Source organism: Pseudomonas sp. RIT-PI-S, from assembly GCF_025642975.1.
Classification (GTDB): Bacteria; Pseudomonadota; Gammaproteobacteria; order Pseudomonadales; family Pseudomonadaceae; genus Aquipseudomonas.
In genome coordinates, this window is the sequence record NZ_JANZKJ010000004.1 from 218,189 (window position 1) to 239,387 (window position 21,199).

Annotated in this window: 20 protein-coding genes; 11 read left to right on the forward strand and 9 right to left on the reverse strand. The window is 63.4% G+C overall.

Annotated elements, in window-relative coordinates; genetic code table 11:
* Positions 1 to 13: 13 nt before the first annotated feature.
* From OGL93_RS08860 to OGL93_RS08885, 6 genes are all read left to right on the forward strand, one after another.
* Positions 14 to 2,044 (forward strand): transporter substrate-binding domain-containing protein, encoded by a 2,031-nt coding sequence (locus tag OGL93_RS08860; RefSeq protein WP_263262237.1) that lies wholly within the window; start codon positions 14 to 16, stop codon positions 2,042 to 2,044.
* Positions 2,041 to 2,670, forward strand: coding sequence for a response regulator transcription factor (locus OGL93_RS08865; RefSeq protein WP_263262238.1), 630 nt, complete (start codon positions 2,041 to 2,043; stop codon positions 2,668 to 2,670). Before OGL93_RS08860 ends, OGL93_RS08865 begins: the two co-directional genes overlap by 4 nt.
* Before the next feature lie 236 nt (positions 2,671 to 2,906).
* Positions 2,907 to 4,019: an ABC transporter ATP-binding protein gene (locus OGL93_RS08870; RefSeq protein ID WP_263262239.1), complete on the forward strand. Its 1,113-nt coding sequence runs from the start codon at positions 2,907 to 2,909 to the stop codon at positions 4,017 to 4,019.
* 47 nt (positions 4,020 to 4,066) lie between these two features.
* Positions 4,067 to 5,098 (forward strand): ABC transporter substrate-binding protein, encoded by a 1,032-nt coding sequence (locus OGL93_RS08875; RefSeq protein ID WP_263262241.1) that lies wholly within the window; start codon positions 4,067 to 4,069, stop codon positions 5,096 to 5,098.
* Between the two features lie 67 nt (positions 5,099 to 5,165).
* A complete protein-coding gene (locus OGL93_RS08880; protein ID WP_263262243.1) occupies positions 5,166 to 6,413 on the forward strand; it encodes an ABC transporter permease in 1,248 nt (415 codons plus the stop codon).
* Between the two features lie 9 nt (positions 6,414 to 6,422).
* Positions 6,423 to 7,247, forward strand: coding sequence for an ABC transporter permease (locus OGL93_RS08885; protein WP_263262244.1), 825 nt, complete (start codon positions 6,423 to 6,425; stop codon positions 7,245 to 7,247).
* 85 nt (positions 7,248 to 7,332) lie between these two features.
* Here OGL93_RS08885 and OGL93_RS08890 read toward each other — a convergent pair whose 3' ends face one another.
* The 5 genes from OGL93_RS08890 to OGL93_RS08910 form a co-directional block, all read right to left on the reverse strand.
* On the reverse strand, positions 7,333 to 8,616 hold the full coding sequence (locus OGL93_RS08890; RefSeq protein WP_263262246.1) for a sugar MFS transporter: 1,284 nt from the start codon (positions 8,614 to 8,616) through the stop codon (positions 7,333 to 7,335).
* Positions 8,617 to 8,962: 346 nt separating this feature from the next.
* The gene (locus OGL93_RS08895) at positions 8,963 to 9,142 is read right to left on the reverse strand and encodes a KGG domain-containing protein (protein WP_263262247.1); all 180 of its coding nucleotides are present in this window, start codon (positions 9,140 to 9,142) and stop codon (positions 8,963 to 8,965) included.
* Between the two features lie 380 nt (positions 9,143 to 9,522).
* Positions 9,523 to 10,086, reverse strand: coding sequence for a type 1 glutamine amidotransferase domain-containing protein (locus OGL93_RS08900; protein WP_263262248.1), 564 nt, complete (start codon positions 10,084 to 10,086; stop codon positions 9,523 to 9,525).
* An 80-nt stretch (positions 10,087 to 10,166) separates the two neighbouring features.
* Complete coding sequence (locus OGL93_RS08905; protein ID WP_263262250.1) at positions 10,167 to 10,301, reverse strand: hypothetical protein; 135 nt, start codon at positions 10,299 to 10,301, stop codon at positions 10,167 to 10,169.
* A gap of 98 nt (positions 10,302 to 10,399) precedes the next feature.
* Positions 10,400 to 11,143 carry a Mut7-C ubiquitin/RNAse domain-containing protein gene (locus OGL93_RS08910; protein WP_263262252.1) on the reverse strand — a complete coding sequence of 248 codons (744 nt, stop codon included), beginning with the start codon at positions 11,141 to 11,143 and terminating at the stop codon, positions 10,400 to 10,402.
* 80 nt (positions 11,144 to 11,223) lie between these two features.
* Here OGL93_RS08910 and OGL93_RS08915 point away from each other — a divergent pair, with 80 nt between their 5' ends.
* The 3 genes from OGL93_RS08915 to OGL93_RS08925 all read left to right on the forward strand — a co-directional run bounded on the left by OGL93_RS08915 (position 11,224) and on the right by OGL93_RS08925 (position 13,433).
* Positions 11,224 to 12,192 carry an MBL fold metallo-hydrolase gene (locus tag OGL93_RS08915; protein ID WP_263262254.1) on the forward strand — a complete coding sequence of 323 codons (969 nt, stop codon included), beginning with the start codon at positions 11,224 to 11,226 and terminating at the stop codon, positions 12,190 to 12,192.
* 144 nt (positions 12,193 to 12,336) lie between these two features.
* A complete protein-coding gene (locus OGL93_RS08920; RefSeq protein WP_263262256.1) occupies positions 12,337 to 12,747 on the forward strand; it encodes an MbcA/ParS/Xre antitoxin family protein in 411 nt (136 codons plus the stop codon).
* A complete protein-coding gene (locus tag OGL93_RS08925) occupies positions 12,741 to 13,433 on the forward strand; it encodes an RES family NAD+ phosphorylase (protein ID WP_263262257.1) in 693 nt (230 codons plus the stop codon). The genes OGL93_RS08920 and OGL93_RS08925 overlap by 7 nt, the downstream gene beginning before the upstream one ends.
* Before the next feature lie 9 nt (positions 13,434 to 13,442).
* Here the strand turns inward: OGL93_RS08925 and OGL93_RS08930 are convergent, their stop codons facing one another.
* Positions 13,443 to 15,326, reverse strand: coding sequence for a methyl-accepting chemotaxis protein (locus OGL93_RS08930; protein ID WP_263262259.1), 1,884 nt, complete (start codon positions 15,324 to 15,326; stop codon positions 13,443 to 13,445).
* Between the two features lie 340 nt (positions 15,327 to 15,666).
* Between OGL93_RS08930 and OGL93_RS08935 the strand changes: the two genes are divergently transcribed.
* The gene (locus tag OGL93_RS08935) at positions 15,667 to 16,104 is read left to right on the forward strand and encodes a hypothetical protein (protein WP_263262260.1); all 438 of its coding nucleotides are present in this window, start codon (positions 15,667 to 15,669) and stop codon (positions 16,102 to 16,104) included.
* Positions 16,105 to 16,147: 43 nt separating this feature from the next.
* A complete protein-coding gene (bamA, locus tag OGL93_RS08940; protein WP_263262261.1) occupies positions 16,148 to 18,508 on the forward strand; it encodes an outer membrane protein assembly factor BamA in 2,361 nt (786 codons plus the stop codon).
* A gap of 77 nt (positions 18,509 to 18,585) precedes the next feature.
* On the opposite strand, the gene OGL93_RS08945 is transcribed toward bamA, so the two are convergent.
* The 3 genes from OGL93_RS08945 to OGL93_RS08955 all read right to left on the reverse strand — a co-directional run bounded on the left by OGL93_RS08945 (position 18,586) and on the right by OGL93_RS08955 (position 21,139).
* On the reverse strand, positions 18,586 to 19,737 hold the full coding sequence (locus tag OGL93_RS08945; protein WP_263262340.1) for an epoxide hydrolase family protein: 1,152 nt from the start codon (positions 19,735 to 19,737) through the stop codon (positions 18,586 to 18,588).
* A gap of 613 nt (positions 19,738 to 20,350) precedes the next feature.
* Complete coding sequence (locus OGL93_RS08950; protein ID WP_263262262.1) at positions 20,351 to 20,605, reverse strand: hypothetical protein; 255 nt, start codon at positions 20,603 to 20,605, stop codon at positions 20,351 to 20,353.
* Positions 20,606 to 20,725: 120 nt separating this feature from the next.
* A complete protein-coding gene (locus tag OGL93_RS08955) occupies positions 20,726 to 21,139 on the reverse strand; it encodes a J domain-containing protein (RefSeq protein WP_263262263.1) in 414 nt (137 codons plus the stop codon).
* Positions 21,140 to 21,199: the final 60 nt, after the last annotated feature.

A 21,199-nucleotide genomic window follows, 5' to 3' on the forward strand; every position in this document is an offset into this window, starting at 1 on the left:
CTGGGTTTCTCTTATGCTGCGGCTTCGTTTCCTGGCGGCCGTGATCATGCTCTATACCGCGACGGTTCTTTTGCCTGTGCTGCGTGCCATAAGCCTGCTGCTGACGTTGCTGGCGGCCACGGCGGCCATTGCGCTACCGCTGGACCCGGCGCAGCGCGAATGGCTGGCGCAACATCCACAGTGGCGCGCCGGCGTAGTGCTTCAGAGCCCTTATGCGCAGCTCGATCGCCGTTCCGGGCGGCTCACAGGGCTGAATATCGATCTGATCAATGCACTCGCCCAGCGGCTGGAGGTGGAGGTGCAATGGCGGCCGTTCAACGATCAGCCGGCGCTCGAGCAAGCGCTGCGCAAAGGTGACATCGACCTTGCCCCCGGCCTGCTGCAAACCCCGGCGGGGCTGCGTTTATGGGATTTTTCCGATCCTTACCTGCGTAACCCACAGCGTTTGATCGCAGAGCGCGGCGCCCAAGGCACCGTGGACCTTGAAACCGTCGCGGTGGGCACCCGGGTAGCGGTACGCGGCCCAGGGGCGGTCGCCGACTACCTACGCTCGACCTATCCGAACCTCGATGTGGTGGAAGTGCCACAGGAGCGCCGTGCGTTGGAGCAGTTGGAGGCACAGCGGGTCGCCTACGCAGTGCTCGACGACGCCCAGCTGGGGAGGCTGTCGCGGGAGGCCGAGTTCGCCTCCCTGGCGGTGGTTGGCGACATCGGCCTGCCGCAACTGCTGCGCATCGGCACCCCGCTGGAACGGCCGCGGCTGCGCGAGTTGGTACAGGCCGGTTTGCAGGCGATCCCCGCCAAGGCATTGGAACAGTGGCGCGAGCGCTGGCTTCAACCCGGTTTCGCTACCGCCGGCACGCCGGCGGGATTCTGGCGAGGGCTGGGGATACTGGCGTCGGTGCTGCTCGTGGGGCTCGCTGTCGCTTTCGGCTGGCAACGCCGGCAGTTGCGCCATCTGGAGCAGCGCCTGAGCCACGCCCGGGAAGCCTTCAGCGCGCAGCAGGCGCGCGAGGCGGCCTTGCGCCTGACGCAGTTTTCCATCGATCAAAGCACGGTCGGAATCTTTTGGGTCAACTGGGACAGCCATCTGCGCTACGCCAATGGCGCCGCTGAACGTTTGCTCGGCTACGCGCCCGGCGCATTGGTCGACCGGCCGCTGGCGCAGGTCGAGCCCGGCTTGAGCATGGATCGCTGGCTAGACCTGTGGAAGCGTGCGCGGGCGGGCGAGGAGGCTCCGGTGCTGGAAACCCGTTGCCGGCACGCCGACGGCAGCTGGGTGCACGTGGATGTGGCTTTGAGCTTCCTGCGTCACGACCAGGAAGAATACCTGGTGGTGTTTCTCACCGATGTGAGCGAGCGCCGCCGCGCCCAGGCGCAGCTCCGCGAGCTGGCGGCCCACCTTGAAAGCGTGCGAGAGGAAGAGAAAGCCCGCATCGCTCGGGAAGTGCATGACGAACTCGGCCAAGTGCTGACGGTGCTCAAGCTTGAAGTGTCCATGTGCGAGCTTGGCTATGCCGAGTTGGATGCGCCTCAGCGGCAACGCTTACAGCCGCGCCTGGATAGCATGAAGCGGCTGATCGCCCAGCTATTCAAGCAGGTGCGGGATGTCGCCACCGCGCTGCGCCCGCCGATCCTCGATGCGGGGTTGGCGTCGGCCATCGAATGGCAGGCGACCCGGTTCGAAGGGCGCACCGGCATTCCGTGCCTGGTGCAATTGCCCGAGCATCTGCCCGCACTGAGCGATGCCAAGGCCACAGGGTTGTTCCGCATCCTGCAGGAAGCCCTGACTAACGTGATGCGTCACGCCAACGCCCATAGCGTAGAGGTAAGATTGAGCGTCCACAGCGGCACCCTGCGGTTATCGATCACCGACGACGGCAGCGGTTTCGAGCCGGACGTTCATCGTCCGGCATCGTTTGGCCTGGTGGGAATGCGCGAGCGGGTCATGCTGCTGGGTGGCCAGCTGGCCCTGCAAAGCCGGCCAGGGGAGGGCACCTCCCTGTACGTCAGGGTGCCGTTGAACAGGAAGGTGGCAGGTTGATCCAGGTATTCGTGGCAGAAGACCACGCCATCGTTCGCGAAGGCATCAAGCAACTGATCGGTATGGCCAGCGACCTTGCGGTGTGCGGCGAGGCGGCCAACGGCGAGCAGTTGCTCGAACAACTGCGTCAACGTACCTGCGACGTGGTACTGCTGGATATTTCCATGCCTGGCGTGAACGGGCTGGAAGCCATTGCGCGGATTCGCGCGCTGGCCGCGCCCCCGGCAATCCTGATGTTGTCCATGCACGATGAAGCCCAGATGGCCGCTCGCGCGCTCAAGGCGGGCGCTGCCGGGTATGCCACCAAGGACAGCGACCCGGCGCTGCTGCTCACGGCGATTCGCCGGGTTGCCGCCGGGGGCCGTTATATCGACCCTAAACTGGCCGACCGGCTGATCTTCGAGGTAGGGCTGACCGATTCACGGCCGCTTCATTCGCTGCTGTCGGAGCGGGAATTCTCCGTGTTCGAGCGCCTGGCCCAGGGCGCCAATGTGAACGATATCGCCGAGCAGCTGGCCTTGAGCAACAAGACCATCAGCACCCACAAGGCGCGCTTGATGCAAAAGCTGCGCGTGAATTCCCTGGCCGAGCTGGTGAAGTATGCGATGGAGCATCGCTTGATCTAACCCGATGCTGTGGCATACGCCGCTCCCCCTGGGGGCTCATGCCTGTGCGCGACACTCCGGCGCCCGCAGCACGTGCGGGTCGGATTGAAAATCATGCCCATGCCCGCCATCGCTGTAGGGCAATCCTTACCCCGCGCCTTCGTGAACGCTCAGGCCAATCTCTCCAAACCACCGATTTTCCGGTGGTTTGCCCTTGGGTAGAGTGCGTCGGGCATTCTTCAACTGGGGTACGGAACATGAGCGAGGCGAAACCTGGCGCGGCCGAGGTTCTGGTCAGTTTTCGGGGCGTACAGAAGAGCTATGACGGTGAGTCACTCATTGTCAAAGACCTCAACCTGGATATCCGCAAGGGCGAGTTTCTGACCCTGCTGGGCCCCTCCGGTTCCGGCAAAACCACCAGCCTGATGATGTTGGCCGGTTTCGAAACCCCCACCGCGGGTGAGATCCAGCTGGCGGGTCGGGCCATCAACCACCTGCCGCCACACAAGCGCGACATTGGCATGGTGTTCCAGAACTACGCGCTCTTTCCGCACATGACCGTAGCGCAGAACCTGGCGTTTCCCCTAAGCGTGCGGGGCATGCCCAAGGCAGACATCGCCGACAAGGTGAAACGCGCGCTGGGCATGGTCCAGCTTGACGCCTTCGCCCAGCGTTATCCGGCGCAGCTTTCCGGCGGCCAGCAGCAGCGGGTAGCCCTGGCCCGGGCACTGGTGTTCGAGCCGCAGCTGGTGCTGATGGACGAACCTCTCGGCGCGCTGGACAAGCAGCTGCGCGAGCATATGCAGATGGAAATCAAGCACCTGCATCAACGCCTGGGGGTGACCGTGGTGTATGTGACCCACGACCAGGGCGAGGCGCTGACCATGTCGGACCGGGTAGCGGTGTTCCATCAAGGCGAGATCCAGCAGATCGACCATCCCCGCGCACTGTATGAACATCCCGGGAACAACTTCGTCGCCAACTTCATCGGCGAGAACAATCGGCTGCCCGGGCGCCTGCTGAGCCGAAGCGGGAAGCAGTGCATCGTGGAGCTGCCGCGCGGCGAGCAGATCCAGGCGTTGGCGGTGAACGTCGGCCAGCCGGGCGATCCGGTGACGTTGTCGGTCCGCCCTGAGCGGGTACGCCTCAATGGCAGCGTCGACCAATACGCGAACCGGTTTACCGGTCGCGTCACAGAGTTCATTTACCTCGGTGACCATGTTCGAGTGCGCCTGGACGTCGCCGGCAACAGTGATTTCTTCGTCAAACAACCCATCGCTGAGCTCGACCCTGCCCTGGCGGTGGGGGATGTGGTCCCGCTGGGCTGGCACGTGGAGCACGCGCGCGCGCTCGATGCGCTGACCGAATGAGAAAAAGAAGAAGGCTGCACCTACCTGCACACTTGGAGGAATGATTCATGCTCAAGCATCTAAAACTCGGCGCGATTGCCCTGGGGATGATGGTCGCGGCCGATGCCATGGCCGCGGACCTGACTGTGGTGTCGTTCGGCGGTGCCAACAAGGCCGCCCAGGCCAAGGCGTTCTACGCGCCTTGGGAGGCAAAGGGGAATGGCAAGATCATCGCCGGCGAATACAACGGCGAAATGGCCAAGATCAAGGCTATGGTGGACACCAAGAGCGTGTCCTGGGACCTGGTTGAAGTCGAGTCTCCGGAGCTGTCACGAGGCTGCGATGAGGACATGTTCGAACCCCTTGACCCCAAACTCTTCGGCGATGCCGCGAACTATGTCAAAGGCGCTATTCAGCCCTGCGGCGTAGGCTTTTTCGTGTGGTCCACGGTGCTGGCGTATAACGCTGACAAGCTTAAGACCGCGCCCACCAGCTGGGCCGATTTCTGGGACGTCAAGCGTTTCCCGGGCAAGCGCGGCCTGCGCAAGGGCGCCAAGTACACCCTGGAATTCGCCCTGATGGCCGACGGCGTGGCACCCAAGGACGTGTACAAGGTGCTGGCTAGCAAGGACGGCCAGAGCCGAGCCTTCGCCAAGCTCGATGAGCTTAAGCCGTACATTCAGTGGTGGGAGGCTGGCGCCCAGCCGCCGCAATATCTAGCTTCCGGCGACGTGGTGATGAGTTCCGCTTACAACGGCCGGATCGCCGCGGTGCAGAAGGAGAGCAACTTGAAAGTGGTGTGGAACGGCGGCGTGTATGACTTCGATGCCTGGGCCATTCCGCGCGGTGCCAAGAACGCCGAGGCGGCTAAGGCCTTCATTGCCTTCTCGGTTCAACCTGAACAGCAGAAGGTGTACTCCGAGAACATCGCCTATGGCCCGGCGAACAGCAAGGCCGTACCGCTGCTGGACAAAGCCCTGCTGGTGGACATGCCCACCACGCCGGAAAACATCGCCAGCCAGGTGCAGATCGACGTGGGCTTCTGGGCCGACAACGGCGAGCAACTGGAACAGCGCTTCAACGCCTGGGCGGCTAAGTAAGCGCCTTGCGCCGATAGGGCGCTCCCCTGCGGGAGCGCCATTTTTTCAACCTGACGCGGAGTGCTAGATGGCCCTTTCCGTTCCCCAGGCCGAGGCGCCCAGCCCCTCGTTGAAGCAGCGGCTGGCGCGCGCCGAGCGCTTGAATCGCTGGAAGGCCCAGGCGCTGATCGCGCCGCTGGTGGTGTTCTTGCTCGTCGTGTTCCTGCTGCCGATTGTCACCCTGTTGCAACGCAGCGTCGCTAACCCGGAAGTGGTCGGCAGTCTGCCGCGAACGGTGGAGGCGGTGCGCGCCTGGGACGGTAAAGGCCTGCCAGGCGAAGCCGCCTATCAAGCGTTAAGCCAGGACCTGGCCCAGGCCCGGGTCAACCAGCAACTGGGCGATTTGTCCAAGCGCCTGAACATGGAATCGGCCGGCTATCGCAGCCTGCTGATGAAGACCGCCAAGGCATTGCCCGCCGACGACATGCCAGGGCCCTACAAGCAGGCGCTCGAAGCCATCGACGAGCGCTGGGGCGACCCTGCCTATTGGCAGGTTATCCGCCGCAACACATCTGCCGTCACACCCTATTACTTGCTGGCGGCGCTGGATCATCGGATCGATGACCTCGGCGAGTTGGCGCCCGCCACACCGGACCAGGCGATCTACCTCGACATCTTCGGCCGTACCTTATGGATGGGCTTGGTCATCACCGGCATCTGCCTGCTGCTGGCCTACCCGTTGGCGTACCTGCTCGCCAACCTGCCAGCCCGGCAGAGCAATTTGCTGATGATCCTGGTGCTGCTGCCGTTCTGGACGTCCATCCTGGTTCGGGTGGCGGCGTGGATCGTGTTGCTGCAGTCCGGCGGGCTGATCAACAGTGCGTTATTGGCCATGGGCATCATCGACAAGCCCCTGGAGTTGGTGTTCAACCGCACTGGCGTCTACATCTCCATGGTGCACATCCTGCTGCCGTTCATGATCCTGCCGATTTACAGCGTCATGAAGGGCATTTCGCCCACTTACATGCGCGCGGCCATCTCCCTGGGCTGTCACCCGTTTGCGAGCTTCTGGCGGGTGTACTTCCCGCAGACCTGGGCGGGGGTAGGCGCCGGTTGCCTGTTGGTGTTCATCCTGGCCATCGGTTACTACATCACCCCGGCACTGCTGGGCAGCCCGAACGACCAGATGGTCAGCTACTTCGTTGCCTTCTACACCAACGTCAGCATCAACTGGGGCATGGCTACCGCACTGGGCGGGCTGCTGCTGCTCGCGACCGTGGTGCTGTACCTGATCTACAACCGGCTGGTGAGCGTCAGCCGCCTGCGTCTGAGTTAAGGAACCCCGATGATCCATTCCTACCAGTCCCCAGTCGAACGCCTATGGTTCTATACCTTGCGGGTGTTGTGCGCCCTGGTGCTGCTGTTTTTGATCCTGCCGGTGCTGGTGATCGTGCCCCTGTCGTTCAACAGCGGCAGCTTTCTGGTGTACCCGCTGCAAGGCTTCTCGTTGCACTGGTATCAGGATTTTTTCGCCTCCGCCGAATGGATGCGCGCGCTGCGCAATAGCCTGGTAGTGGCGCCCGCGGCAACATTGTTGGCAATGGGCTTTGGCACGCTGGCGGCCATCGGCCTGGTACGCGGAGAGTTCCCCGGTAAGCCTTTGGTAATGGCGCTGGTGATTTCTCCCATGGTGGTGCCGGTAGTGATCGTCGGCGTGGCCAGCTATCTGTTCTTCGCTCCACTGGGGTTGGGTAACAGCTACCTGTCGCTGATCCTGGTGCACGCTGTGCTGGGCGTGCCGTTCGTGATCATTACCGTGTCCGCTACGCTCCAGGGCTTTAACTACAACCTGGTGCGCGCAGCGGCGAACCTTGGTGCGTCCCCGTTGGTGGCGTTTCGCAGGGTAACCCTGCCGCTGATCGCGCCTGGTGTTATCAGCGGCGCCTTGTTCGCCTTCGCCACCTCGTTCGACGAAGTCGTGGTCACGCTGTTCCTGGCAGGCCCGGAGCAGGCTACCTTGCCCCGGCAGATGTTCAGCGGCATCCGGGAAAACCTAAGCCCCACCATCGCTGCCGCCGCCACGCTGCTGATTGGCTTCTCGGTGGTGTTGTTGCTGGTGTTGGAATGGCTGCGCGGGCGCGGGGAGCGCTTGCGCACGAGCGCGCCATGAAGGCCTGGGCTGAGATTCCGGGTAGGCGCCAGGCTTTGCCTGTGCGGGCGCACGCGCAGCAGGGCGCCTACCCGGAGGGCAGTGGTCAGGCCAGCGCCGGCCGGCGTGCGTACCAGCCGTAGCTGGCGATCACTGCGTAGCACACCGCGGGCACTGCCAGGGCAAGGGCGAGGGTGCTGTGGTCGGCGGCAAGGCCGGTCAGCGGTGGCACCACGGCGCCGCCCACGATGGCGCAGCAGATCAGCCCGGAGCCTTCCGCGGCGCGCTTGCCAAGGCCTTCACAGGCCAGCGCGAAAATGGTCGGGAACATCACGGAGTTGAACAGGCCGATGGCCAGGATCGACCAACCGGCGACGGCGCCGTGGCTGTTGGCGGCGCTGGCGATCAGCACGATCGCCATCAGGGCCGCGCAGGCCAGTACCTTGCCGGGCGCGAAGGCGCGCAACAGGCCCGCGCCGATGAAGCGGCCGATCATCGCGCCGCCCCAGTAGTACGCCACGTGCTTGCCCGCCAGTTCGGCGCCGAAGCCGAAGGTCGACTCCTGCATCAGGAAGTTGGTCAGCAGGCTGCCGATCGCCACCTCAGCGCCCACGTAGCAGAATATGCAGGCAGCGCCGAAAGCGAAGCGCGGTTGCTTGAGCAGGTTCAGGGCGGTCAGCGGGTTAGCGCCTTCACTGGCGCCCGAGCTTGGCAGCTGCTTGCGTTGCTGCCACACCAACAGCGCGACCGCCACCAGCGCCACGGCGATGCCGGCGTAGGTATTGCTGATCACTTTGGCTTCCTCGGCGAGGAATGCGGCCAATGCCGAGCCAGACAACGTGGCCGGGTCCACCTGGCTGAGCGAGCCGAGAATCAGCATCGCACCCAGGTAAGGCGCGACCGTGGTGCCGAGCGAGTTGAATGCCTGGGCAAAGGTCACCCGACTGTGGGCGGTTTGCTTGGCCCCCAACAGTGAGATCAGCGGGTTAGCGACCACCTGCACCACCGTCACGCCGATGGCCAGCACGAACAGCGCCACCAGGAACGCGGCGAACAACCCCACCAACGCGGCTGGAATGAACAGCACACAGCCCACCGCCATGGTCAGCAGGCCGAATGCCGCGGCACGCATGTAGCCAACCCGGGTAATCAGCAGCGCGGCCGGGATAGAGGCGATGGCGTAAGCCAGGAAGAAAGACGATTGCACCAGCATTGCCTCGGCATAGCTGAGGCTGAACAGGCTTTTGAGCTTGGGGATGAGGATGTCATTGAGGCTGGTGATGCCGCCAAAAATGAAAAACAGCGCGAAAACGAACAGGCTTAACCGCTGGACGTTGGCGATGCCTGGTGAGGTCTGTTCCGGTGATACTGCAACGGTGCTATCCGTCATAACCGCGGTCCTGTTTTTGTCATGCAATAGGTCAGTTTTCGATTCGACGCCCTCCAGTGCCTGGCACCGAGCCCTCGCTTAGCGATGGCTGGAGCGTCTTGAGATGAACTGAAACCAGCGAAGCGGGAAAGTTCAGGCATGGCCGGCTGCGACGCGCTTTGGAATGCGGCTTTCGGCCGAGCGGCAGGAGCCGGCAGCGGGCACGGGCTACCAGGGGGCGAATTCGCGGCGGGGTTATAACAGCCGACCCAAGGCGGGTCAAATGAACGAGGGGGAGGGCACGAGGGTTGCTCGGAGGGCGTTTGCGCAGAAGGGCGGCTAGGCCGCCCTCCGTGCGTATGCGGGGTTAGCTCTTACGGTTGCTGCCGCTGGAGCCGCCTTTGCGGCTGGAGTCGGAGCTTTTGCTGTTGCTTTGGTTCGTATTGCCGCTGGAGGCTTGTCCGCCCTTCCTGCCCGCCTCGGAGGCTTTCTCACGATCGTTTGCAAAGTTGCCAGAGTTGCCAGAGCCTTTTTGGGTGTTAGCCATGATGCACTCCTAGTCTTTAGTTCGGATGCCCCACAAGCGGGACATAACTTCTGACCAACTAAGCGGGGGTGTTTGTTCCGCTGCTATTTTAATGCCCGATGAGCGGTATATATACCTAGGTTATTGTTTTATAGCCATTTATTTCACAAAACGATTTTGTTCGGCGGCGTTTTGCGTACCAACTAATGCAGGGCGATAATGTTATCGCGGCATGTTATTGAAGTGCCGTTTCGCTTATTGCCGTTTCGTTAATGCCAGCGCAACGCTGTTCTTTCGCATAGGCAGTGCCAGCGTTTACGCACTTCAGCCAATGCCCGGTGCTTTGCCGGCCAAAAAAAAAGCCCGCCGAAGCGGCGGGCAACAGGGATGCGGTTGCAAGCTCAGGCGGTTTGCAGTGCCTGGCTGATGGCCTGGTTGAAGGCTGGCAGGTCTTTCGGCGTCCGGGAGGTGATCAGCGTCCAGCCATTTGCGCCGCAATTGAACACTTCGGTGTCCTGCCAGCCCGCAGCCTTGGCATTGAGCAGGTCGGTGCGCACGCTCGGGTAAGAGGTCAGCGTCTTGCCCTCGACCACGCCAGCATCGATCAGCACCCAGGGCCCGTGGCAGATCGCCGCAATGGGCTTGCCGGCGTCGGCGAAGGCCTTGACCAGCCGCTGGGCGTCGGCGTCCTGACGCAGCGTATCGGCGTTCACCGTGCCGCCGGGGATCACCAGCACATCGAAGCCAGCGGCGTCGAGCCCGGCCAGTTTGCCGTTGGATTCAACCGTACGGTCCTTCTCCGTGTCTTGGAGGAAGGTCTGGGTGGTGCCACCTTCGATGGAGGCGTGGGTCACAGTGGCGCCTTCGCCACTCAGGGCTTCCAGAGGCTTGAGCAGTTCATCGCGCTCGATGCCGGTGTTGGAGGTGATGATCAGCACCTTCTTGCCTTGCAAACGGTCACTCATGATGGCTCCTTCTAAGCGGTTTCGACCAAGGCCCTTGATTGGGCGACATGATTCTGGGAGCCAAAGCGCGCCGGCAAAGTTCAGTGAAGTTGCCGGATCGCACTGGGCGGCACCACCGTGGTACCCGGTTGTTCGGCCCGGGCCCAGGAGGTCAGCGCGATCAGCACCAGAAGGAAAGCCACAGCGACAGTAGAGACGGGATCGATTCTGCTCATGGCAGTTACCTGCGTGTTCTGCGGGGGGGAAAACTCTACACCCGCTACCGGTAAAAGGTCTGTAAAGGGGAGTAAAGGTCGGCGATACGAGGCGCCGTTCATCCGCTGTCTTCCAGCGAGGCCAGCAGTACGCGCATGCGCTTCCAGTGCGAGCCTTCCCAGTACAGCCGTTGGCATTGCCCGCATGTCATGAACCGCTGCTGTTGCTCGCGCACGCGCGGGGGCAGGCGCTCGAGCACCTGCTCACGGGCCACCTCGTACAGGGCCGCGTTGCAGTTCAGGCACAGGCTGAAGGGGTGCGCGCTGGGGCGCAGGTCCAGGCGGTCGTACAGCTCGCGCAGCTGCGCCACCGGCTTGAGCGTGTGCACGTAACAGCCGTGGGTCACCGCGCGGTGCTTGAGCAGGTCGCGGTCCCGGGTCAGCAGGATGCGCGCTTCTCGCCGGGCCATGGCCGCCAGTGCCGGGTCGGCGCAGGCATTGTCGAACAGGGTATCGAAGCCCGCCATCCGCAGCAGCCGCGCCAGGCCGCCCAGGTGAGCGTCCGCGACGAAACGCGGGATGCCCGCCGGAAATTGATGCAGCCGGCTGATGGGGCTGATGTCCAGGCGCTCGAATTTGGGGTACACGGCGACCCGGTCTTCGCCTTCGAGCCGCTGGTCTAGCCCCACGGATTGGCCATTGACCAGCAGCAGCGCTACCTCAGTATGCGGCACGCCCAAGGCCTCGATCATGTGCCGGGTGGTCGCCCGCGGCGGGCAGGCGCAAGCGAACGCACGGCCCCGCCGCTGGCTGGGCAGGAAGCCTTCGAGGTTGGCGTAGAAGCGGAAGGTGACGGTAGCCATGCCCTCACTATAGCCGCTGGTGCGCTCGACCCCGGGGCGGCGATGCCATACTGCGCCCTTTGACCTTTGGAGCGATGCCCATGGAGCTGCTGTTTCTAGGCACGTCGTCTGGAACCCCGACCCGAGCACGCAATGTCAGCGGCCTGGCCTTGTTGGCGGGGCAGGGCAAAGGGTGGTACCTGATCGACTGCGGCGAGGGGAGCCAGCATCGCTTGCTGCGAACCACGCTGTCGCTGCATGGGCTGGCGGGCATCTTCATCACCCATGTGCACGGCGACCACTGCTACGGGTTGCCTGGCTTGTTGGCCAGCGCAGGCCTGCAGGGCCGCACGGCGCCGTTGGATATCATCGCGCCGGCGGGCATCGAGCGTTGGTTGCTGACCACCCTGGAGCTGACCCACACCACGCTGCCCTACACGCTGCGGTTCCATGCCACCGAGGCCCTGGCGCAGGGGGGGCTGTGGGGCGACGGCAGGATGACGGTGAGCGCCACCGCACTGAGCCACCGGGTGCCTTCCTACGCCTACCGCTTCGACGCCACCGCCGCGCAGCCGCGGCTGGACTTCGCCCGGCTCGAACGCGACGGCGTCGAGCGCGGCCCCGCCTGGGGCGCGTTGGTGCGCGGGGAGGACGTGCAACAAGGGGAACGGCTATTGCGCAGCGCCGACTACGTGCGCCATGACACCCCCGCGCAGTGCATCGTGGTGGGCGGCGACAACAGCCAGCCGGACCTCCTGATGCAGGCCTGCCAGGGCGCGCAGGTGCTGGTGCACGAAGCCACCTACACCGCCGCGGTCGCCGAAGGCAAGGCCCACCACGGGCACAGCAGCGCAGCGGCAGTGGCCGAGTTCGCCGCGGTCGCCGGCTTGCCGAACCTGGTATTGACCCACTTCAGCCCGCGTTACCAGGCGACACCCCAGCGCGGGTTGTCCATCGAGGACCTGCGCAGCGAGGCTGCGGCGCGTTATGCCGGGCATCTGGTACTGGCGGCGGATTTCGATCATTTCCGCTTGACCCGTGAGGGGTTATTGGTACGCGCTGCCGACTAGGCCCTGTACGAAAGGCGGCGAGCGAAGGCCAGGGCCTTGCACGCTCCCCGAATGCCCCGTCGACCTTGAGGATCCGACGTGCGGGTTTGCGTCTGCAGACGAATAAGCGTTAGATATGAGTCTACAGATTAAAGAGGTTCGTTCATGTCTTCTGTGATTGCCCTGTCCGTTGCCACGTTCTCCAAGGCCGAATGCGCGGCAGGTTTGCGCGCGGCCGTGGCAATTCTGGACAAGTGGCAGGCATCGATCGACCAGGCCTGCCGCATCTTGCGGATTTCGCGCAGCACCCATGCCCGTGCCAAGCAACCGGACCCCGCCTGGGCGGTGACGCTCGACGGCGATCAGATGCAGCGTGTGAGCCTGGTGCTGAACATCCATGCCGCGTTGCGGCTGGTGTTCGATAACCCGGAAAACGTCTACGGCTTCGTCCGCATGGCCAACCATCATGAATACTTCAACGGCCGCTCGCCGCTGGAAATCATGGCCCAGGGCGACATGATCTCGCTCTACGAAACCTTCCGCCGCATCGATGCGCTCCGGGGCGGCCTGTGGTAAGTGCAGGGGAGCTACCCGAGCGTCCAGGGGCGGCGGGGCAGGCGTGGCGGCTGGTCAACTCCCGGTTCCCGCCCATCGCCCTGTTCGACGACGTGGCAGATGCTGCCGCCTTCGAGGCGCTGTACCAGATCCAGGCCCTGACCAACCCGCGCCTGCAGAACGAGGCCGGCCGCCTGGAATTGATTGCCCGCACGGAAATCCCCTTCGGCATTCCGGGATGTTCCTACGCAACCGCTCCCTTCACCCACGTGAACCCCGCCGGCTCGCGGTTCAGCGATGGCACCTTCGGCGTGCTCTACCTGGCCGCGAGCATGGAAACCGCGCTGGCCGAGGTGACCCATCACCAGAACCGCTACTGGGCAGCGGTCGATGGCCTCAACTATGAGCGCTTCGTGTTCCGCGGCCTGGCGTGCCAGTTCAGCGAGAGGCACATGCTCGACGCCATAGGGTTGCCGCTCACCGACCCGATCTACGATCCCGAGGATTACAGCGCCTCCCGGCGCCTAGGCCATGCGCTTCGCAAGGCCGGGCGGCCGGGGCTACGCTATCACTCGGTCCGCGACCCCGGCCGGGATTGCTGGGCGCTGATGACCCCGCGCCCGGTGACCTCCATCGTTCAGGCCGCTCATTACGAAATGGTCTGGAACGGTGGGATCACCAGCGTGAGCCGCATCAGCGAGGTGTGAAGGGCTGCGCTACAAAATGAACCGCGCCACCTTACCGTTCAGGTCGCCGGCGCGTTCCTGCAGGTTGCGCGCCTGGTGCTCGGCGCTTTGCGCGCTGTCCACCAGTTCCTCGCCCAACGACTTGATGGTCACCACGTTGCGGGTGATTTCTTCGGTCACCGAAGACTGCTCCTCGGCGGCCGAAGCGATCTGCTGAGACATCCCGGAAATTTCGTCCGCCGAGGCCGTGATGGCTTCCAGCGAGGCGCACGCCTGCTGGGCATCGCCCACACTGCGCTGGGCCAGGCCGGTGCTGGTGGCCATGCGGTTCACCGCGTCCTGGGTGATGCGCTGGATGTTGGACACCGTGCTCTGGATAGACTTGGTCGACTCCTGGGTGCGCTGGGACAGCATGCGCACTTCGTCGGCTACCACGGCAAAGCCGCGACCCTGCTCGCCGGCGCGGGCCGCTTCGATGGCTGCGTTGAGGGCCAGCAGGTTGGTTTGCTCGGCAATCCCCTGGATGCTGGTGAGCACGCTGGTGATCGACTGCGAGTATTCGCTCAGCTCGTTGACCACGGTGGTGGCCGCGCAGATCTCCCCAGACAGGTCGGCGATCGAGCCTTGGGTCTTGCGCACCAGCTCCAGACCTTGAAGGCTGCTCACCGACGACTGTTGCGCCGAGGCCGCGGTGCGCTCGGCATTGCCGGCGATTTCCTGGGTCGCGCTGGCCATTTCGGTCACCGCGGTCGCCACCAGCGTCAGCTCTTGCTGCAACTGTTCGAGGCTTTTCGCCGAGTCGCTGCTGCGATCGAGCACCTTGCTCGACTCCTGGTCGATGTCCACGGCCTGCTGGCGCACATGGCCGATCAGCGTATGCAGGCTACCAACGAACTGGTTGAAGTGGCGGCCCAGTTCACCGACTTCGTCACGCGATTGCTCGGCGATACGCTGAGTCAGGTCACCATCGCCGTTGGCGATCACCTGCAGGCTCTCGGACATCGCCCCCAATGGCCGCAGCAGCCACACGCAGAGGGCGTTCACCAGCAACAGCGACACCACCAGAATGGCCACCAGAGTGCCAAGGCTGACCCACAGGCTGGTGCGCAGCGGTGCCAGCAGCTCGTCGTGATCCAGCACCATCACCAGCTTCTGCTGTTGATGATTGATCGGCACCACATACAGCCGCTCGCCCTGCTCGGTGAGCAGGAAGTTCGCGCCTTCGCTGGCCGCGAGGGACTGCAGGGCGTTCGCGGTCAAGGCCGGATACAGGCTGTCGACTGGCTTGTCCAGCACGCTTTGATCGTTGTGGCCGAGCACCACGCCGTTGCGATCGACGAAGAACGCCGAGCCGTTGCCCGGAAGCTTGATCTGTTTAAGCTGGCCGAGGATCTCCTTCATGCTTACGTCCGCGCCGAGCACACCGACGGTGGAGCCGTTATAGGCCAGCACCTTGCCCAGCGAGAGCACGAAGCTTTGCGTGGCGGCGGCCACGGAGGGGGTGGAGAAGTACACGTCGCCGGGGGCGGCCAATGCTTGCTGGTACCACTTCCAGCGGCGCGGATCGTTGTTATCCGCTGGCAGGCTAACGCCGTTGGCGTTGATCTGGGTGCCGTCCGGGCGGGCCAGGAACACGTTATCGAAGCCTCCGGCCACCTTCGCTTGCTGGATTTGCAGCGGCAGGTCGGCGGGGTTGGCGGTGGCGGCCACCGAGGCCATGGCCAGCTGCTTGCTGGTCAGCCAGTAGCTCACATTGGCGGCGAATACCTTACCGGTATTGCTGACCTGGCTGGCGATGTCCGCTTCCAGGGTGTTTTTGCTTTCAACGTAATGGGTTGCGGTCAGGCTGATGCCCACCAATAGCAATGCAGCACTGGCCGACAACGCCAGCTTCTTGCCTAGAGTCAACTTCATCGAACACCTTGCGGGGCAGTAGGAGCCGGCTGCAAAACGCAGCCGAAAAGGCTCGGTGCCGGCGTATCGGCCTGGCTGAGTAGAACTCGAGCCGTTTTGTCGAGCGCTCACACACTCGCGGGCAACTTCGCACCGCCACACTGTAAAGCCCGGTAAATTTTTGACGACGTTTGCGTACAACTCCTGCGCTTGCAGTCGAGTGGTATCCACGGTGCTCTATCGCGGCGCTATTTGTAACGGCCCCGGCTTATTTACACATAATGTGCAGATAGTTATTGCCCATCTCCCATGTTCTTATCCGGCCGTTATTGGTTTCCATGGCGTTGTGGGTGGGGCAACTATGTTTCTGGTGCATAAAAAAGGCTTCGTGCCTGGCAGCAAGATGATGGGCGGGCTGTTGCCCTACGACTTTTTCTGTGAAGACGACCCCTCCATAAACCTGTTCGTGTTCACCGGCTCCGATTCGAACGACGGGGCCAGGGGCGAGCAGACGCTCTGGGCGTTTTCCCGCCTGGAGCGGTTCGAAGCCATGCTCGGTTCCTTCGGCGCCGGCGCCGCGGGCACGGGCTGGTTCCAGCGGGTGAACGTACTCACCGGCCCCTCTCACAACGGCACCGGCGCGCTGCGCTTTCAAGAGGTGGCCCGGGTGGTGAAGCACGAGGGCATGGAGCACGGCAAGCCCTGCAAGCCTGAATATGAAATTCATACATGCGAGGGCGACCGTTATTTCACTCGCCCCGTAACGCAGTGGCAGTCGCGGGTTATTTATGAATATTGATTCATTGTTGGTGAGTGTTTTGCGCTTTGTACCACGGCCAACAATGCCGGCAACGTTCTCGCTTGCGGCCGTGCTGTTTGCCGGTACCGCTTACGCCGAGTCCTTCACCATCTCCGATATTCGTGTCAATGGCCTGCAGCGGGTGTCCGCCGGCAGCGTCTTCGGCGCCCTGCCCCTGAACGTGGGCGAAGAGGCCGATGACCGCAAGCTGGTGGACTCCACGCGTGCGCTGTTCAAGACCGGGTTCTTCCAGGACATTCAACTGGGGCGCGACGGTAACGTCCTGGTGATCAACGTAGTGGAGCGGCCGTCGGTCGCCAGCATCGAGATCGAAGGCAACAAGGCCATTTCCACCGAAGACCTGCTCAAGGGCCTGAAACAATCGGGCCTGGCCGAAGGGGAAATCTTCCAGCGCGCCACCCTCGAAGGCGTGCGTAACGAACTTCAGCGCCAGTACGTCGCCCAGGGCCGCTACTCGGCCACGGTAGATACCGAGGTGGTGACCCAGCCGCGCAACCGCGTGGGCCTGAAGATCAAGATCAACGAAGGCACGGTCGCGGCGATCCAGCACATCAACGTGGTGGGCAACACCGTGTTCCCCGAGCAGGACCTGGTCGACCTGTTCGAGCTGAAAACCACCAACTGGCTGTCGTTCTTCAAGAACGACGACAAGTACGCCCGCGAGAAACTGTCCGGTGACCTGGAGCGGCTGCGTTCCTATTACCTGGACCGCGGCTACATCAACATGGACATCGCTTCCACCCAGGTGTCGATCACCCCGGACAAGAAACATGTCTACATCACCGTCAACGTGAACGAAGGCGAGAAGTACAAGGTCCGCGACGTCAAGCTCAGCGGCGACCTGAAGGTGCCCGAGCAGCAGATCCAGGACCTGATGCTGGTCAAGCCCGGCCAGGTGTTCTCGCGCAAGGTGATGACGTCCACCTCGGACCTGATCACCCGTCGCCTGGGCAACGAAGGCTACACCTTCGCCAACGTCAACGGCGTGCCGCAGCCGCACAACGAAGACCACACCGTGGACATCACCTTCGTGGTGGACCCCGGCAAGCGTGCCTACGTAAACCGCGTGAACTTCCGCGGCAACACCAAGACCGAAGACGAAGTGCTGCGCCGTGAAATGCGCCAGATGGAAGGCGGCTGGGCGTCGACCTACCTGATCGACCAGTCCAAGACGCGCCTGGAGCGCCTGGGCTACTTCAAGGAAGTGAACGTCGAAACCCCGGCGGTGCCTGGCACCGACGACCAGGTGGACGTGAACTACACCGTGGAAGAGCAACCCTCGGGCTCGATCACCGCCAGCGTGGGCTTCGCCCAGAGCGCGGGGCTGATCCTCGGTGGCTCGATCAGCCAGAGCAACTTCCTGGGCACGGGTAACCAGGTGAGCATCGGCCTCACCCGTTCCGAATACCAAAGCAGCTACAACTTCGGCTTCACCAATCCGTATTTCACCCCAGACGGGGTGAGCCTCGGATACAACGTGTTCTACAAGAGCACCGACTACAGCAAGCTCTACGACGATGACGATGTTTCCTATTACGCCATCAACAGCCTGGGCACCGGCATCACCCTGGGCTACCCCATCAGCGAAACCTCGCGGCTGACCTACGGGGTGTCCGTGCAGCACGATTCCCTCGACCTGGGCACCTATAGCGCAGACGAGCTGTACGATTTCGTGCAACGCGAGGGCAGCGAGTTCACCAACTTCAAGGCCACCGTCGGCTGGTCGCAGTCGGCGCTCAATCGCGGCACGCTGCCAACCAAGGGTTATTCGCAGAACCTGAGTTTGATGAGCACCATCCCCGGCAGCGACCTGCAGTTCTATAAGCTCGATTACGCAGGGCAGGTGTTCGCGCCCCTGGGCGACAACCAGGCGCTGCGCTTCCATACCAAGCTGGGCTACGGTAACGGCTACGGCGGCACCGACGGGCTGCCGTTCTATGAAAACTACCTGGCCGGCGGCCTGAACTCAGTGCGCGGCTTCAAGGACAGCACCCTCGGCGCGCGCAGCACTCCGGCCACCGGCAACTACAGCAGCATGGGCCAGGCTTACTACAGCGACCGCGACACCGATGCCTTGGGCGGCAACATCATGATCACCGGCGGGGTGGAGTACCTCTTCCCGCTGCCGTTCATCAAGGATCAGAAATCGGTCCGCACCAGCCTGTTCTGGGATGCCGGCACTGTGTACAGCAGCAAGTGCTACCTTTCCACCACCGAGAATTGCGGCGGCGTGGACCTCAGCGAAATGGCCAGCTCGCTGGGGGTAGGCGTGACCTGGTATTCAGCCCTTGGCCCGTTGAGCTTCAGCCTGGCCCTGCCGGTGAAAAAGCCCTCCGGCGCCGAAACCCAGGTGTTCCAGTTCTCGCTGGGGCAAACGTTCTGATCGCGTGTTCCCGTGGCTCGCGCTCGGCCCCACGTGGATGAACCGGGGGCGCGGGCGTTGGCCCGCGAACCGGCGCGCTACCGCAATGGGCGGAAAAACGCTCGTATTTCCTCGGCCAACGCCTGCGGCTGTTCCATCGCAGCGAAGTGGCCGCCTTTGCTCATGCGGGTGAAGCGCTGCACGTTGAAGCACCGCTGTACCCAACTGCGCGGCGGCATGGACAGCTCCTTGGGAAACTGGGCCATGCCCAGCGGCGGCTGCACGCGCTCCCCGGGGGCGAAGTGCAGCGGGCGCTTGCGGCTTTCGAGGTACAGCCGTATGGACGAACCGATGCAGCCGGTGAACCAGTAGATCGAGAGGTTGGTGAGCAGGTCGTCGAGGGCGATGGCGTTGGCAATGTCGCCCTCGCAGTCACTCCAGGCATAGAATTTTTCCGCGATCCAGGCCGCCAGCCCGGCGGGGGAGTCGTTCAAGCCCACGGCGAGGCTCTGCGGCTTGGTGCCCTGGATCTTGCTGTAGGCCCCTTCCTGCTCTGCCCACGTGGCCAGCGTGTCGAGAAACCGCTGCTCCTCCTCGCTGAGCGGCGGTTGGCCATCGCCCAGGGGAGGGCGGTAAGCGCCCGGCAGGTAATTCAAATGCAGCCCCAGCACGTGCGCTGGGTAACGGTAGGCCAGCCAGCTGGACACCGCCGCGCCCCAGTCGCCGCCTTGGGCGCCGAAGCGCTGATACCCCAGCCCGGCCATCAGCTCGGCCCAAAGCCCAGCCACTTCGAACGGGCCGGTGCCCGGTTGCGCCGGGGCGGGCGAAAAACCGTAGCCGGGCAACGAGGGCACCACCACATCGAAGGCATCGGCGGCGTCGGCGCCATGGCTGGCGGGGTCTGTGAGCAGTGGGATAATCGCCTGCATCTCGATGAACGAGCCTGGCCAGCCATGGGTGAGGATCAGCGGCAACGGTGCCGGGCCCACGCCACGTTGGTGTACGAAATGCACGGTCTGCCCGCTTATCTCGGCGGTGAACTGGGGCAGGGCGTTGAGCCGTGCTTCCTGGGTGCGCCAGTCGAATTCGGTACCCCAGTAGGTCAGCAGCGAGCGTAGCCAGGGGAGGCTGGTGCCTTCCTGCCAGCCCTCACCGGGCATGCCCTCGACCCACCGGGTCCGCGCCAGGCGCTGTTGCAGATCCGCCAAGGCGGCATCGTCGATGGCGATAGCGAAAGGTTGAATGTTCAGGGGCCACCTCTAGCTTTCAGGGCAATGAAAGCCGTCAGTGTAGTAGTGCTATCGGGCAAGGGAGGGCTTGCCGGGTCACACCTGGGCGGCAACGCTGCGCCAGAGCTCGGCGTCCATGAACAGGAACAGGCAAACCCCCAGTGCCAGCATCAGCCACTGGACCCGCGACGGGCGCATGCTCATGCTACCCACAACCAAGCGAGGGACAGGGCCCAGCCGCAGATGGCCGCGCAAGCCGCGGCAAGCAGGCAGCGATCCGCGTAGAAGCGCGAGGCAGGTAAGTGGGTTGGAGCGGTGTGATTGTGATTGCTTGGCATGGCTTATGTCCCCTTTTGCTATGAGGCGTATCGGCGTAACCAAGCGGTTCTTTATTAAAAAATCGACCATTAGTTCAACTATTAATGGATCCGTTAATTCGGCCTTAGTTGGATCCTTAATGGTGGCTGAACGAATAATGGATCCGCGTAACCTGCTGGCAGCGAAAGAAAATTTTCATTGTTGGATCCGTTTCGCGCACGCCCTATGGGCGTGGAGTTACCCGCGAATAATCCACGCCGCTTCACGTCCAGGCGTGGCCTTTTCCCTTCGCCGATAACACCCGTTAAAAGACCGCCTACCAAGGATCGGAACTGATCGAGGCAGCGTTGCGCAGGGCTTCGAGGCGATGGCGGGAGACGGTGCTGATGCGCTCGGCCATGGCTTTGCGCTGGCCCAGGTTGACCAGGCCAAAATCCGTCAGGCAATTGAGGTAGCCAGTGGCCTTGGCGGCGTTTTCGCGGATTTCCATGTAATCCGCGGCTTTATCTACGCCATCGAGCATGTGCCGCCAGGTAGGCGCGTGAATGTCGTCGAGACGGGAAGTCGGCATGGCCCAGGCTCCTCTTCATCGTATGCGTGAGCAGGGGGCCGTTGCCCCCCAGCGATTGGATGTACCCGTAATGACCATAGACCAATGGCCTTTAGGATGATTCCATCGCCGCGCTGAAGGTCAGCGGCGCCAGACGACGGCGGCAGGTGGGCGCGCGTGGGTCAGCAGCTGCGCCGCCAGGCCCATGCCCAGGGCGAACGCCAGTAACAGGCCGAGTACGATCTTCCACCGTTGGCGCGTCGCGGGCCCGATGGAAGCCGCCTTGGCGGGCGCGCCAAGCTGTTGAAGCTGCGCCCGCAGCCGGCTTTCTTTCTGCTTGGCGATCCAGAGGTCGTGGCGGGCCCGTTGCGCCGGATCGTTGAGCACCGCATAGGCGTCGTTGAGCAGCTTGACGATGCGCTCAGCCTCCTGATTGCCCGGGTTACGGTCGGGGTGGTGCTTTTGCATCAGCGCCTTGTAGGCGGCGCGAATCACCTCCGGCGGCGCATTGCGCGCCACGCGCAGGTTGGCGTAATGAGTGGGGACTTCTGGCATTTATAGTGATCCGTCCGGGCTGGCCGCGCCGCTACCTGCCACGCCTGAAGGGCGGGCGAG